The organism is Lysobacter sp. DMC104 (genome assembly GCF_056313665.1).
Genome location: NZ_JBQUZW010000003.1, coordinates 326,171 through 340,525, shown reverse-complemented (window position 1 = coordinate 340,525; position 14,355 = coordinate 326,171). Strand labels below are relative to the sequence as shown.

General features: G+C 69.0%; 10 protein-coding genes. 5 read left to right on the top strand and 5 right to left on the bottom strand.

Going from position 1 to position 14,355, the window contains the following annotated elements; translation table 11 throughout:
• Both ACT53R_RS06500 and ACT53R_RS06495 read right to left on the bottom strand, forming a co-directional pair.
• The gene (locus ACT53R_RS06500) at positions 1-279 is read right to left on the bottom strand and encodes a hypothetical protein (protein WP_476171032.1); all 279 of its coding nucleotides are present in this window, start codon (positions 277-279) and stop codon (positions 1-3) included.
• Positions 276-2,588 carry an FdhF/YdeP family oxidoreductase gene (locus ACT53R_RS06495; RefSeq protein ID WP_476171031.1) on the bottom strand — a complete coding sequence of 771 codons (2,313 nt, stop codon included), beginning with the start codon at positions 2,586-2,588 and terminating at the stop codon, positions 276-278. The genes ACT53R_RS06500 and ACT53R_RS06495 overlap by 4 nt, the downstream gene beginning before the upstream one ends.
• 182 nt (positions 2,589-2,770) lie before the next feature.
• Here ACT53R_RS06495 and ACT53R_RS06490 point away from each other — a divergent pair, with 182 nt between their 5' ends.
• The 4 genes from ACT53R_RS06490 to ACT53R_RS06475 all read left to right on the top strand — a co-directional run bounded on the left by ACT53R_RS06490 (position 2,771) and on the right by ACT53R_RS06475 (position 10,022).
• Complete coding sequence (locus ACT53R_RS06490) at positions 2,771-4,828, top strand: tetratricopeptide repeat-containing sulfotransferase family protein (RefSeq protein ID WP_476171030.1); 2,058 nt, start codon at positions 2,771-2,773, stop codon at positions 4,826-4,828.
• A 112-nt stretch (positions 4,829-4,940) separates the two neighbouring features.
• Positions 4,941-7,388: a TonB-dependent receptor gene (locus ACT53R_RS06485; RefSeq protein ID WP_476171029.1), complete on the top strand. Its 2,448-nt coding sequence runs from the start codon at positions 4,941-4,943 to the stop codon at positions 7,386-7,388.
• A 117-nt stretch (positions 7,389-7,505) separates the two neighbouring features.
• Positions 7,506-8,453, top strand: coding sequence for a DUF4349 domain-containing protein (locus tag ACT53R_RS06480; RefSeq protein WP_476171028.1), 948 nt, complete (start codon positions 7,506-7,508; stop codon positions 8,451-8,453).
• Positions 8,454-8,585: 132 nt separating this feature from the next.
• Entirely contained in the window at positions 8,586-10,022 is a 1,437-nt protein-coding gene (locus ACT53R_RS06475) for a hypothetical protein (protein WP_476171027.1), read from the top strand.
• Between the two features lie 48 nt (positions 10,023-10,070).
• On the opposite strand, the gene ACT53R_RS06470 is transcribed toward ACT53R_RS06475, so the two are convergent.
• Entirely contained in the window at positions 10,071-11,483 is a 1,413-nt protein-coding gene (locus ACT53R_RS06470) for a serine/threonine protein kinase (protein ID WP_476171026.1), read from the bottom strand.
• Between the two features lies 1 nt (position 11,484).
• Positions 11,485-12,240 (bottom strand): metallophosphoesterase family protein, encoded by a 756-nt coding sequence (locus ACT53R_RS06465; RefSeq protein ID WP_476171025.1) that lies wholly within the window; start codon positions 12,238-12,240, stop codon positions 11,485-11,487.
• A gap of 115 nt (positions 12,241-12,355) precedes the next feature.
• Here ACT53R_RS06465 and ACT53R_RS06460 point away from each other — a divergent pair, with 115 nt between their 5' ends.
• The gene (locus tag ACT53R_RS06460) at positions 12,356-13,312 is read left to right on the top strand and encodes a hypothetical protein (protein WP_476171024.1); all 957 of its coding nucleotides are present in this window, start codon (positions 12,356-12,358) and stop codon (positions 13,310-13,312) included.
• Positions 13,313-13,357: 45 nt separating this feature from the next.
• On the opposite strand, the gene ACT53R_RS06455 is transcribed toward ACT53R_RS06460, so the two are convergent.
• Complete coding sequence (locus ACT53R_RS06455; protein WP_476171023.1) at positions 13,358-14,338, bottom strand: peptidylprolyl isomerase; 981 nt, start codon at positions 14,336-14,338, stop codon at positions 13,358-13,360.
• Between the last annotated feature and the right edge of the window lie 17 nt (positions 14,339-14,355).

Here is a 14,355-nt window from a genome sequence, read left to right as displayed (position 1 = left end):
TCACGTCGCGTCCCCGTGCGGCGCGACGCCATTCGCGTCCGCGCACAGCGCCTGCCCGCGGGGCGTGAGGCGCAGCAGCGTGCGCTCGCCGCTGCGATGCGCCTCGGTGCGCGTGGCGACCAGATCGAGGCCGTCGAAGCGCGGATCGTCGCCGAGCGCGACCAGCAGGCGTTGCAGTTCGCTGGCGCCGAGGCCGAGGCGTCGCGCCGAGCGCGGCTGCGACACCTCGCCTTCCTGCGCGAGCAGCTGCAGCAGCGCGAGCGCCGCTTCCTCGCTCATCCTGCGTCGACGGATGTCGTCGCGCGACGCAGCCGCACCGGGATCGACTTCGATGCCGGTGTGCGCGCGCGCTCGGCGTGGTGGTCCAGCGGCACCAGCGCGTTGGTCTCGGGGAAATACGCGGCGAGGCAGCCCGTTGGCAGGTCGTAGGCGACCAGCCGGAAATCCGGCGCCACGCGTTCGCCGTCGTGCCACACCGACACCAGGTCAACGTGGTCGCCGTCGGCGAAGCCCTGCGCGTCGAGATCGGCCTGCGCGATGAAACACACGCGGCGCAGGCCGTGCACGCCGCGGTAGCGGTCGTCGAGGCCGTACACCGTGGTGTTGTACTGGTCGTGCGAGCGCACGGTCATCAGCTGCAGCAGCGGCGTGTCGTTCGTCGTTCCGGCGGCCGTGTGGCTCGTCGCATCTTGGAGCGGATGCGCGAAGAACCGCGCCTTGCCCGACGGCGTCGGGAACGTGCGCTCGCGGTTCGGATGATGCAGGTGGAAGCCGCCCGGAACTCGGACGCGGGCGTTGAAGTCCTCGAAGCCGGGCACGACCCGCGCGATGCGGTCGCGGATGCGGTCGTAGTCGTCCGCCAATTCGCGCCACGGGATATCGCTTCCGGGCAGCGTGGCTTCCGCGAGCCGGGCGACGATGCGCGGCTCCGACAACAATTGCGGCGATGCCGGCGCGTTCATGCCCGACGACAGGTGCACCATGCTCATCGAATCCTCGACCGTGACCGCCTGCAGCCCGGTGGCCTGCACGTCGATCTCGGTGCGGCCGAGGCAGGGCAGGATCAGCGCCTCGCGGCCGTGGATCACGTGCGAGCGGTTGAGCTTGGTGCTGACCTGCACGGTCAGCGCGCAGCGGCGCAGCGCGGCGTGCACGAGCGCGGTGTCCGGCGTGGCCGCGGCGAAATTGCCGCCCATCGCGAAGAACACCTGCGCGCGGCCGTCGCGCATCGCTTCGATCGCGGCGACCGTGTCATGACCGTCGGCGCGCGGCGGCTCGAAGCCGAACTCGGCGGCGAGGCGATCGAGGAACGCCGGTGCCGGCTTCTCGTAGATGCCCATCGTGCGGTCGCCCTGCACGTTGGAATGCCCGCGCACCGGGCACGGGCCGGCGCCGGGCTTGCCGATGTCGCCGCGGAGCAGCAGCAGGTTCACCAGCGTCTGGATGGTGGCGACGCCGCGCCGGTGCTGGGTGATGCCCATGCCCCAGCACAGGATGGTGGCGCGGCTGGCGCGCAGCACCTCGGCCGCTTCCTCGATCTTCGCGCGTGGCAGGCCCGACGCGCGTTCGATCGCCGGCCACGCGGTGCCGCGGACGAGGTCGGCGAAGGCGTCGTAGTCCAGCGTGTTGGCGTCGATGAAGGCGTGGTCGATCGCGTGCGGGTCATCACCGGCGTCGCTGCGTTCGATCAGCACCTTCGCCATGCCCAGTGCCGCGGCGAGATCGCCGCCGATGCGCGGTTGCAGGTACAGCGTGGCCAGCGGCGTCGAACCGCCGCCGAGCATTTCGGCCGGCGACTGCGGATCGGTGAAGCGCTCGAGCCCGCGTTCGCGCAGCGGATTGAAGGCGACGATGCGGCAGCCGCGCTTCGCCGCGCGGCGCAGTTCGCCGAGCATCCGCGGATGGTTGGTGCCGGGGTTCTGGCCGAACACGAAGATCGCGTCGGCGCGCTCGAAATCGTCCAGCGTCACCGAGCCCTTGCCGCTGCCGAGCTGCTCGATCAGCGCGACGCCGGACGGCTCGTGGCACATGTTCGAGCAGTCGGGCAGGTTGTTGGTGCCGTAGGCGCGCACGAACAGCTGGTACAGGAACGCGGCCTCGTTCGAGGTGCGGCCCGAGGTGTAGAACAGCGCTTCGTCGGGCGAGGCGAGGGCATTGAGCGCAGCGGCGATCTTCGCGAACGCCGCGTCCCACGCGATCGGCACGTAGCGGTCGGTCGCGGGGTCGTAGGCCAGCGGCTCGGTCAGCCGGCCCTGGGCTTCGAGGAAGGCATCGTCCTGTTCGGCCAGCCACGACACCGGATGCTCGGCGAAGAACGCGGCGCCGATGCGTTTGGAGGTGGCTTCGTTGGCGACCGCCTTGACCCCGTTCTCGCAGAACTCGAAGGTCGAGTGCGGGTTGCGGTCGGGCCAGGCGCAGCCGGGGCAGTCGAAGCCCGCGGGCTGGTTGGTGCGGAGCAGGGTGCCGGGCCCGCGCAGCACGGCGTCCTGCCGGCGCAGCGCCTGCCACGAGGCGCGCAGTGCGTCCCAGCCGCCGGCGGGCTTGTCGTAGGGGCGGATCGGGGCGTCGTCGTCGCGGGTGTCTGACATGGCCGCATGCTAGAGCGTGGCGCGGACTTTTTCATGCCCGGCGCGGACATGCCGGGGCGCGGCTGGACGTGGCGCGCGGGCACGGCGTACATTGCGGCGACGTATGCCCGCATGCGTCCGGCGGGGAAAGCCGGGCGCCCGCGACACCCCCGTTCTTCGCCGCCACCACCCCGGGAATCCCGTTGTCCGCACCCGTCGCCAGCCTCGATGCCGCCCTCGATCGCGCCTCGCGCCTGCTCGGCAGCGATCCCGAAGCGGCCGGCGTGTTGGCGGACGAGATCCTGCGCGCGGTGCCCGGGCATCCCGCCGCGCGATTGATGCGGGCGACCGCGCATCGCCTGTGCGGCCGGGCCGACGCCGCGGTGGCGCTGCTGGAGTCGCTGCTGCGCGAGGCGCCGCGCACCGCGCTCGCCCAGTACGAACTCGGCGTGGCGTTGTCTGCGCTCGGTCGCGGCGACGAAGCCGAGGCCGCGCTGCGTCGGGCGCTGGCGCTGCGCCCGGATCTCGCCCAGGCGCGACTCGCGCTGGCCGACCTGCGTCATGCGGCCGGCGATCGCGTCGGTGCCAACGACGCCTATCTCGCCTACCTGCGCCAGTCCGTGCGCGACCCGCGCCTGCTGCAGGCCGGTGACGCGCTCGCCGCCGGGCGCCTGCCCGAGGCCGAGACCCGCCTCCGCGCGTGGCTGAAGCAGCGGCCCACCGACATCGGCGCGCTGCGCATGCTCGCCGAACTGGCGGTGCGCATCGGCCGCACCGAGGAAGCGCTGCAACTGCTCGAACGCTGCCTCGACCTCGCGCCCGGTTTCCGCGAGGCGCGCCAGCACTATGCGCTGGTGCTGCATCGCGACCAGCAGTCCGAGCACGCGCTGGAACAACTGAACCTGCTGCTCGCCGACGATCCGACGCATCCGGGCAGCCGCACGCTGAAGGCCGCGATCCTGTGCCGGCTGGGCGACTACGCCGAAGGCATCGCGCTGTACGCCGGCCTGCTCGAACAGTTTCCCGACAACGCGCGGGTGTGGATGAGCCAGGGCCACGCGCTGAAGACCGCGGGCCGCCAGGACGAGGCCGTGGCCGCGTACCGCCGCAGCCTCGCGCTCGACCCGGGCTTCGGCGAGGCGTACTGGAGCCTCGCCAACCTCAAGACCGTGCGCTTCGACGACGCCGACCTCGACGCGATGCGCGCGCAGCTGGCGCGCACCGACCTCGCCGACGAGCATCGCCTGCATTTCGATTTCGCGCTGGGCAAGGCGCTGGAAGACCGCAAGGCCTACGCAGACTCGTTCGTGCACTACGCCGACGGCAACGCGCGCCGCCTGTCGATGCTGCCGTACCGCGCCGCCGACACCACGCAGCGCGTGGCGCGCGCGAAGGCGATCTATACGCCCGACTTCTTCTCCGAACGCGCCGATGCCGGCGATCCGTCGCCCGATCCGATCTTCATCGTCGGCCTGCCGCGCTCGGGTTCGACGCTGCTGGAGCAGATCCTCTCCAGCCATCCGGCGGTCGAAGGCACGATGGAGTTGCCGGAGGTGATCGCGCTGACCCGCGCGCTGCGCCGCAGCGCCGAGGATGGCGGCAGTTACCACGATGTCGTCGTCGGGCTCGATCCCGCCGCGTTCGCCGAACTGGGCCGGCAATACCTCGAACGGACCCGCGTGCAGCGCAAGACTGGCGCGCCGCTGTTCATCGACAAGATGCCGAACAACTTCCTGCATCTGGGCCTGATCCACCTGATGCTGCCGAACGCGAAGATCATCGATGCGCGCAGGCATCCGATGGCCTGCTGCTTCTCCGGTTTCAAGCAGCATTTCGCCCGCGGCCAGAACTTCAGCTACAGCCTTGACGACATCGGCCGCTACTACCGCGACTACGTCGAACTGATGGCGCATTTCGACGCGGTGTTCGCCGCGCTCGGGCGCCCGAACCGCGTGCATCGCGTGATCCACGAACGGCTCGTCGACGACACCGAGGGCGAGGTCCGCCGCCTGCTCGACTACTGCGGCCTGCCGTTCGACGACGCCTGCCTGCGCTTCTTCGAGAACGATCGCCCGGTGCGCACCGCCAGTTCCGAACAGGTGCGTCGCCCGATCAATCGCGACGGGCTGGAGCAGTGGCGGCATTACGCGCCGTGGCTCGGGTCGCTGGAGAACGCGCTGGGCCCGGTGCTCGACGCCTATCCCGACGTGCCGTCGTTCGCGCCTGCACCCGGCGATCCCGTCGCGCGCGGCGGAGGATGATCCGTCGCGCGATCACCATTTTCGTTCCAGTGCCTGTCGTTTCCGCTTCCAGAACCGTTTCGCAGACCAGAACCGCTTCCATCCGATCGTTCCACCACACGGGGAGAGTCCGATGCACCACCAGCACCACCCACGAGGTTCCCGCGAACGCCGCGCACCTGCCCGGCTTCCGCTGACCCTCGCCATCTACGCCGCGTTCGCCGGCGTCGGTTTCGCCGGCACCGCGCTGGCCCAGCAGCAGGACGCCGGCAAGGACGGCAATCCGTCGCTGGAGACCATCACCGTCACCGCGCAGAAGCGCACCGAGAACGCGCAGGACGTGCCGATCAGCCTGAACGTCATCGGCGCGCAGCAGCTCGACGAGATGCATGTCGCCGACTTCGAGGACTACGCCAAGCTGCTGCCGAGCGTGTCGATCACGCCCAACGGCCCGGGCTTCGGCCAGGTCTACATGCGCGGCGCGGTCAGCGGCGGCGACGGCAACCATTCCGGTCCGCTGCCCAGCGTCGGCATCTACCTCGACGAACAGCCGATCACGACGATCCAGGGCGCGCTCGACCTGCACGTCTACGACATCGAGCGCGTCGAAGCGCTGTCCGGCCCGCAGGGCACGCTGTACGGCGCCAGCTCCGAATCCGGCACGCTGCGCCTGATCACCCGCAAGCCCGACACCAGCGGTTTCGCCGCCGGCTACGGCGTCGAGGCGAACGCGATCGACGGCGGCGGCTGGGGCCACGTGGTCGAAGGCTTCGTCAACGTGCCGCTGTCCGATCGCACCGCGATCCGCGCGGTGGGCTGGCAGAAGCACGACGCCGGCTGGATCGACAACGTCTACAGCGAGCGCACCTTCCCGACCTCCGGCATCACCCAGAACAACGCGAACCGGGTCGAGGACAACTACAACGACACCGACACCGCCGGTGCCCGCTTCGGCCTGAAGTTCGATCTCAACGAGAACTGGACGATCAGCCCGATGATCATGGGCCAGCGCCAGACCACCGACGGCAGCTTCGCCTACGACCGCACCTTCGGCGAGAACAAGATCAGCCACGCCTATCCGGAATCCTCGGAAGACCGTTGGGCACAGGCCGCGCTGACCGTGCAGGGCAAGATCGGCAACTTCGACCTGACCTACGCCTTCGCCCACCTCAAGCGCGACGTCGACAGCGAATCCGACTACAGCGACTACGGCTACTGGTACGACACGCTGGCCGGCTACGGCGCGTACTTCTACGACGACAGCGGCGACCTGATCAACCCGGCGCAGTACATCCAGGCCAAGGACCGCTACGGCAAGACCAGCCACGAGCTGCGCATTGCCTCGCCGCAGGACCAGCGCCTGCGTTTCGTCGCCGGCCTGTACTACATGGACCAGTCGCACGACATCCAGCAGCGCTACAAGATCGACGGCCTTGCCAGCCTCCTGTCCGTGCGCGGCTGGGAAGACACGATCTGGCTGACCAAGCAGAAGCGCAACGACCGCGACGAAGCCGTCTTCGGCGAACTCGCGTTCGACTTCACCGACAAGCTCACCGGCACCGTCGGCTTCCGCCACTTCCGCGCCAACAATTCGCTGAAGGGCTTCTTCGGTTTCGCCAACGGCTATTCCTCGCAGGGCAGCCAGGCGCCGGAGAACCGCTACGGTGAAGCGGCGTGCATCGTGCGCTACGGCGCCGACCCGGCGCAGTGGCCGTCGTTCCACGGCGCGCCGTGCACCGTGTTCGACAAGAAGGTCACCGAGAACGACACCCTCGGCAAGGCCAACCTGTCGTGGAAGTTCGCGCCGGGCAAGATGGCGTACATCACGTGGTCGGAAGGCTACCGTCCGGGCGGCATCAACCGTCGCGGCACGCTGCCGCCGTACATCACCGAGTTCCTGACCAACTACGAGATCGGCTGGAAGACCTCGTGGCTGGACAACCGGCTGACGTTCAACGGTGCGGCGTTCCGCCAGATCTGGGACGACTTCCAGTTCCCGGTGATCGGCCAGAACGGCCTGACCGAGATCCGCAACGCCAACCAGGCGCGCATCCAGGGCCTGGAAATGGACGTGAACTGGGCCGCGACCTACAACCTGCGGCTGTCGGCCGGCCTCGGCATCTATGACGCCGAACTGACCGAGAACTACTGCGGCCAGGTCGACACCAACGGCAATCCGGTCACCTCGTGCGATCCGGCCGACCTGCAGGCGCCGAAGGGCACCCGCCTGCCGATCACCCCGGACTACAAGGGCAACTTCACCGCGCGCTACACCTTCGACATCGGGTCGTACGAAGCGTACTGGCAGGCGGCCGTGGTGGCCGAGGGCCGTCGCACCTCCGACCTGCGCACCGTCGAGCGCGACATCCTCGGCGACCTGCCGTCGTACAGCATGACCGACATCGGCCTGGGCGTTCGCAAGAACAACTGGTCGGTGGATTTCTACGTCAAGAACCTGCTGAACGACAGCGCGCAGTACAACGTCCGCACCGAATGCGCGATCGCGGTCTGCGGTGCCGAGCCGTACATCGTCGGCGCGCAGCCGCGGACCTTCGGCATCAAGTTCAGCCAGGACTTCTGACCGGACGCGATATCGATTCGATGCGACACGACGGGCCGCCTCCGGGCGGCCCGTTTCTTTTTGACCGTCGCAGCGCCTGCGGGTAGTTTGGTGGCTTTCCCCGTGGAGGTTCACGCCATGCGGCGTTCGATGCTGCCGATCCTGTTGTCCCTCGCACTGCTGTCGACGGCGTGCAGTCGTGGCGGCGACGATGCCGATGCTGCGGCAGCTGCCGCAGCCGCTTACGCGGCCGCCGAGGCAGCGCCTGCCGCGGATGCCTCCTCGGACGGCAATTCCGCGGAGGCACTGAAACAGATGGGCGTGGAGCATCTGGCGCGTGAAATGACCACGCGCAGCGAGATGCCTGCGGCCGACTACAGCGTCATGCGGCCGGGTCGTTCCGCCGAGGAGGCGATGCTGGCCTACGAGCACGACGTCACCGTGCGCATGGACGCCGAGCGCATCCCGGCGCACGTGAAGGCCGTGCGCGAGGCCTGCGAGCGCCGCACGCACGGCGCCTGCCTGGTGCTTGCGGTGAGCGAGAATGGCGGCCGCTACGCCCGCGCCTCGATCCGCGTGCGGGCGGAAGCGAAGGCGATCGATCCGCTCATCCGCGCTGCGGGCGACGGCGGCGAGATCGCCGACCGCAGCACCCGCGCCGAGGATCTCTCCACCGAGGTGCGCGACAACACGCTGCGCCAGGACCGCTTGCGCAAGGAGCATGCGCGGCTGCTGGAATTCCAGGGCCGCAGCGACCTCAAGGTCGCGGACATGATCGCGCTGTCGGAACAGCTGTCGAACGTCGAATCGGAATTGGCGCAGGCCGAGCGCGAAGGCGCCGAGCACAAGCGCCGCATCGAGACGCAGCTGCTGTCGATCGACTTCCTGCCGCCGAACGGCGAGGCCGGCCGCAACGACGTCGCCGAAGCGTTCCGCGATTCCGGTCGCGTGATGGCCGCAAGCACGGCCGGCGTGATCAAGGTGGTCGCGGCACTGGTGCCCGTGCTGCTGGCGCTGGTTGTCGGAATCTGGCTGCTGCGTCGCGCGTGGCGGTTCCTGCGCCGGCGCCGCGCCGCGCAGGAGTGATCGCGACGCGCATGTGCGGGCGCGTCATGCGGATGCACGGCCTCGTGCGCTAGGCTGTGCCTGTGATCGCGTCGCGATCGTCACAGGGGGCCGCGACGTCGGCCGGGACCTTTCTCTTCAAGGAACGAAACCATGAGCCACAGTCATACGGTCGCACCCGTGGTGCAGGCCCACCTGCAGGACGTGCTGGCGGCGGTCAACGCCATCACCGATCCCGGCACCGGGCAGCGGTTGCAGATCCCCGATTTCGCCGCGATCCACGAGGCCGCGGGGCGGCTGGACGATGCCGCCGATCCCGGCGCGCTGCTGTGGACGCTCAACACGCTGCTCGGGCGTGCCGGCAGCGTCGGCAGCGTCGCGCCGACGGCGTCGTATGCACTGTCGTTCCCGGACGACCACCACGTGCATGCGGACATGGGGCTGGAGTGGTACTGGGTGGGCTGCCACATGAACGTCGTCGACGCCAACGGCGACACCGGGCGGATGGCGCTGCTGCTGTCGATGGAGAAGCTGCGCGCAGTCGGCGTCGATGCACAGAAGGCGGCGGGCTGGTCGGCGCTCGATGCCACGGTGGTGACGAATCTGGTGACGGTGGTCGTCGACAAGGGACCGGGCCAGCGCGCGATCCATCGCCGTCGTCCCAACGTGCAGTGGCCGGCGAAGGGCGGCACCGCCGACTTCAGCCAGCCCGGCGACAGCGCGTTCCGCTACGTCTGCGGCAACGACGTGCTCAGCGGCCCGCTCGACGTGCTGCCGCTGTCGGTGAAGGTGGACGATGGCGAGCACATGCAGGTCGACATCACGCTCACGCCGAATGCCGCGACGCAGGCCGCCACCGCGTTCTTCCTGCAGGGCGTGCCGAAGACGAGCGGCGTCGCCGCCGGCGGCACCGGGCTCACGCCCGTGCCGACGCCCGGCGTGTACTACAGCTGGCCGCAGCTGTGCGTCGAAGGCACGATCACGGTGGACGGTCTGGCCTACACCCTCGTGCCCGGCACGGGCACCGGCTGGATCGACCATGAAGTGATGATGGCCAGTCTGGAGAATCCCGACGGTGCCGTGCATCCGGTGCCTTTCACCGAGGATCCGCTGCCGTACAACGGCTGGGTGTGGCAGTACCACAACCTCGCCAACGGGCAGGCGTTCACCGGCGCCGGCTTCGTGCAGGGCGCGATGAACGACAGCCCGGCGCTGTCCTACGGTTATTTCCTGACGCCGAAGGACGGTGGCTGGGAGGCGATCTTCATCCAGGGCCAACTCGAACTGCGCTATCCGCAGGCGTTCCCGGCGCGCATCGGCAGCGCGGGCGACCTCGTCGACATCCCGATCGTGCGCGGCTACGCCGGCATCCAGAATCCGCTGCTGGGCCATCCGCTGTCGGGCATGGCCACGCCGTGGTTCGAGGACGGCACCTTCAACGGGCCGAACGGGTCGATCTGCGCGGAGATTCCCGCCGACTTCACGGATTTTTCGGGGCAGTACGCCAACGGCGTCGGGTTCATGGAGTCGGTCGGCTTCGAGTCCGTCGCGGGCTACCGGGAATACGCGCTGGCGAGACTGAAGGCCTGACGCGACACCTTCCGCAGCACCGGCGCGTCGCGACGCACGCGGCGCGCCTTACACCTCGGTTGTGTCCTCGCGCGCGGGAGCGCGCACCACCGTGACCGTGCACGGCGCTTCCGCGACCACGTGCGCGGAGACGCTGCCGAGGATGCGACGCATGCCGGTCACGCCGCGCGCGCCCATCACGAGATGGTCGACGCCGTTGTCGCGGGCGTAGTCCAGCAGCGCGTGCGCGGGGTCGCTGTGTTCGAGCACGTGCACGGTGACGCGGTGTTCGTCGAGGCCGAGCGGGCGGATCCAGTCGCGCAGCGCGATCAGGCGCTTCACGTGGCGGTTGCGGCCTTCGGCGTCGAGGTTGCTGTCGAGGCCGATGCGCGCGGTCTTCATCACCGTCACGCAGGCCAGCCGCGAATGCGGGAAGGTGGACACGATGCGCTGCACGTTGCCGCGCAGCGCGGCGCACAGGGCCGCGTCCTCGTGCTTGAGGTCGACCGCCACCATCAGCAGTGGCGCTTCCTCCAGGTGCGTCGACACTGCGTGGCGCGGGTCGCGGTCGCGGCCGAGGTTGCGCCACCAGCGCTTCATCACCGTCAGCCGGCCGTCGCGATGGCTGCGGTCGGCGCGTGCGGTCAGCACGACCTGCTCGGGATGCTGCAGGTCGTGCGCGAGTTGCGCGGCGGTCGCGTGGCGCGCGTCGGGGTCGGGTTCGAGGCAGCGCAGGATCGTTTCCTGCAACCAGCGCGGGATGTCGGGGCGGATCGCGCGCGGCGGCACCGGGTCGCGATACAGCCGGCGACGCAGGCCCGCCTCGCTGCCCGGATTGCCGAACGGACGCTCGCCGGTGGCGAGGTGGTACAGCGTCACGCCGAGCGCGAACAGGTCGCTGCGCGGATCGTCGCGCACGCCCAGCACCTGCTCCGGCGCGATGTACGGCGCGGTGCCGATCGGCACGCGGAACTGTTCGGCCAGCAGGTCCGGCAGGTGCGCGTGGTGCGACAGGCCGAAGTCGATCAGCGCGACGCTGCCTTCCGGCCGGCGCAGCAGGTTGCTCGGCTTGATGTCGAGATGGATGGTGTCCTGCTGGTGCAGCGCGTGGATCGCGGTCGCGGCCAGCGCGCCGAGTTCGGCCACCTGCGCCGGCGGCAGCGGCGCCTGGTCGAGCAGCGGCCGCAGCGTCTCGCCTGCGAGATGTTCCATCACCAGCCACGGCTGGTCGTGGTAATCGCCGGCGGCGACGAAGCGCGGCACGTGCGCGCCGCGCAGCGTCGGCAGGATCATCCGCTCCACCTCGAAGCCGACGATCTGCGTCGCGGCCTCGCCGTAGCCGACGCGCGCGAGCTTCATCAGCAGCGGGAACGCATGCTCGGGATGGGTCACGCGCCAGAGCGTGGCCATGCCGCCTTCGTGCAGCGGCGTGACCAGCTCGAAACCGTCGATCACGAGTCCGGGTGTCAGCGGAACCGGCATGTCAGCGACCCTCCAGCAAACGGCGTGCGAGCGATTCGGGGAGGCCTGCGGCGGTGATCCTGGCGGCCGCGGCGTGATGGTCGTAGGCCACGCGCAGCATCGTGAGCGTGCCGCGGACGTCGTCGTAGAGCGCGCAGCAGGCGGCCGGATTGCCGTCGCGCGGCTGTCCGCACGAGCCCGGCACCGCCAGCCAGCGGCGGCTGGCGATCAGCGGCATGGCGACGCCCGGCGTGGGCGCGAAATGGCGCGCGCCGCCGCCCGGCTGCGAGTGGTACAGCGCCGGCTCGTGCACGTGTCCGCAGAAAGTGACGCGCTGGCGGGTGGCGGCGAGGCTCTGCGCGGCCGCCATCGTGTTGGCGACATAGCCCCATTGCAGCGGCGCCCACGCGTTGGCGTGGACGTAGAGGCGATCGCCGTCCTCGATCGACGCGGGCAGGTTCGTGAGGAACGCCCGTTGCGCGTCGCTCAGGTGGTCGCGGGTCCACGCGATCGCCGCCTGCGCATGCGCGTGCCGCTGTGCGGTCGCGTCCGCCTGCGCGGTGCGCACGACGGCTTCGTCGTGGTTGCCCAGCACCGCCGCGCCGCCGGCCTCGACCAGCCCCTGCACGGTGTCCACGGCCCAGCCGGGATCGCCGCCGTAGCCGACGATGTCGCCCAGCACCACCACCCGGTCGAACCCGATCCGCCGCAGTTTCGCGAGACAAGCCTCGCCCGCCTCGCGGTTGGCATGCAGGTCGGCGAGCAGGGCGATGCGCATGCGATGTCCGGGATCGGTCCGGTCTCATCTTAGGCCAGTCGCTTGCCGGTCTGGATTGGCGGATGGTCGAATTCGGCAGTACCAGATGTGTTCCAACCTCTCGTTAGGAGCTTCCATGCGCCTGTTCGGTTCCAGTCACGAAATCATGAACGCGCTGTGCCGTCAGATCGATCAGGAAATCGATATGTATGCTCCGGAGAGGCCGGGCGATGCGGCTTCGGATGCCGTGTCTGCCAACGGCCAAGTTGCGGAGCCGGCGCACGATGCATCCGACGCCTATCGGAAGGAGATGCGACTCATCAACAATCTCAACGAAACCGAGCTGCGGATAAGGATTGCCTTCTATCGCGAAATGTTGCGCGAGTTCTATACCGAATCGGCTTATGCCGAGATCCAGCACATGTTCGTCCAGGATCTTGCTCAGGTGCAGAAAAGTGCCTTGCAGGATGAGTTGCGCGCGCTTTGTGGGCGTCTCTACCGTCGTTACTCTCTGGTGACCTCCGTCGAGGAGGTCAGGTCTCTTCACGCACTACGTGTTCTGTACTTCCCTCTTGTGATGTTCGTGCTTTTCCTTGTCGCATGGTGGGCCTCACGATACTACGGTTGGGGGATTTCCATCCCGGAAGGCATTCGGGTTTCCGTGACCATGGGGGCCTGGGGTGCTGCCGTGAGCACGATCATCCGGTTGTACTCCGTCGATATCCGTACGGATCCCTTGATCAACTGGTTGAATCTCGAAAAAAGCGGCTTTTCGATTTGGGTCGCGCCGGTCCTGGGGGCGTCCTTTGCCCTGATCTTCATGCTCATTCTGCGATCGGGGGTTGTCACGGCCGACTTTTTCCCGAATTTTGGTGCAGCTTGGTGGGATGGGCTCAATTTCTTGCCGAACGGACGTCCATCTAATGTGGATGAGTTGCAGAAAGCGACAAAGGCCGCGACCTTTTCCAGCGGACCGCATTGGGATATCGCAAAGCTGGCGATCTGGTCGTTCGTGTCCGGATGGGCGGAGCGCTTCGTGCCGGATGTCCTCGACAATCTAACGGCGCGCGCCACGAAGGCCGTCGGGAAGTGACGACGAGGTCGTCACTTCCCAAGGAATCATGCGAGCAGCTTCTCTTCAGCGCTTCGGCTTCCCCGCAGCCGGCGCCGGCTCCGGCGCGATGCGCGACGGCAGTGGCACGTTGCACAGGTCGATGTGGCCGGCGGGGCGCTTGTAGAAGTCGTCGCGGCGGTTGCGGCGGGCTTCGACCAGTTCGGCGAACAGCGGGGTGTCGGTGCGCAGGACCTGCAGTTTCAGGCGTTCGGCCGGCTTGAGGTCGGAGGCCATGCGCGCGGCGCGGATGGTCACGCGCTGGGCGGGATCGGCGTAGAAGCCGAGCGGGCCGACGCCGCGGGGCAGGGCGCTGAGCAGCTCCATGCCCTGCACGACGCGGCCGACCATGCTCATGTTGCGGTCGAGCTGGCGCGGCGATTGGCCGATGACCACGTACAGCTCGGTCGCGTTGCTGGAATCGGCGTCGTTCGAGCGCCCGGCGCCGACCACGCCGTAGCAGTGCGCCAGCCAGGCGGTGCCGTCGGTGGTGTCCACGCCGACCGGGAAGCCGTCGCTGAAGCCGACCTGCCGCGCCCAGCCGTCCACGTCGGGCAGCCGGGTGAAGAGGATGTTGCGTTCGCTGCGGGTGAACTCGGCCGGCAGCTTCGCCTTCGCGCCCTTGGGCAGCGGGCGACGGGTGGCGTCGTCTTCCGACGGGTCGCCCCACTGCACGACGAAATTGTCCTGCACGCGGTTGATGCTCAGTCCGTTCCAGTAGCCGCCCTTCGCCAGCGCGCGGATGTTGGCGACGTGGGCGGGCGCGAATTCCGGCGCCAGTTCGATCACCACCCGGCCGGCGTCGAGATCGAGATAGAGCGTGCGCGCCGGGTCCAGTGCGCGCCAGTCGGACGGCTTCGAGCCTTCGAGGATCGCGGACATCGTGCGCGACGGGGCGGCAGGCGACGCGGGTGCCTGCGCGCCTGCGGACAGGGTGCAGGCGAGCAGCAGCGCAGAGGACAGCAGCACGGAAGGCAGAAGGGCAGGCAGACGGCGGGACGGGCTCACGGCAGCGGGATTCCTCG

What these genes read in the sequence shown, in the direction of transcription:
- ACT53R_RS06460 (WP_476171024.1), top strand. Translation starts at nt 12,356, where the DNA reads ATGCGCCTGTTCGGTTCCAGTCACGAAATCATGAACGCGCTGTGCCGT.
- ACT53R_RS06475 (WP_476171027.1), top strand. Translation starts at nt 8,586, where the DNA reads ATGAGCCACAGTCATACGGTCGCACCCGTGGTGCAGGCCCACCTGCAG.
- ACT53R_RS06500 (WP_476171032.1), bottom strand. Translation starts at nt 279, where the DNA reads ATGAGCGAGGAAGCGGCGCTCGCGCTGCTGCAGCTGCTCGCGCAGGAA.
- ACT53R_RS06465 (WP_476171025.1), bottom strand. Translation starts at nt 12,240, where the DNA reads ATGCGCATCGCCCTGCTCGCCGACCTGCATGCCAACCGCGAGGCGGGC.
- ACT53R_RS06480 (WP_476171028.1), top strand. Translation starts at nt 7,506, where the DNA reads ATGCGGCGTTCGATGCTGCCGATCCTGTTGTCCCTCGCACTGCTGTCG.
- ACT53R_RS06470 (WP_476171026.1), bottom strand. Translation starts at nt 11,483, where the DNA reads ATGCCGGTTCCGCTGACACCCGGACTCGTGATCGACGGTTTCGAGCTG.
- ACT53R_RS06485 (WP_476171029.1), top strand. Translation starts at nt 4,941, where the DNA reads ATGCACCACCAGCACCACCCACGAGGTTCCCGCGAACGCCGCGCACCT.
- ACT53R_RS06495 (WP_476171031.1), bottom strand. Translation starts at nt 2,588, where the DNA reads ATGTCAGACACCCGCGACGACGACGCCCCGATCCGCCCCTACGACAAG.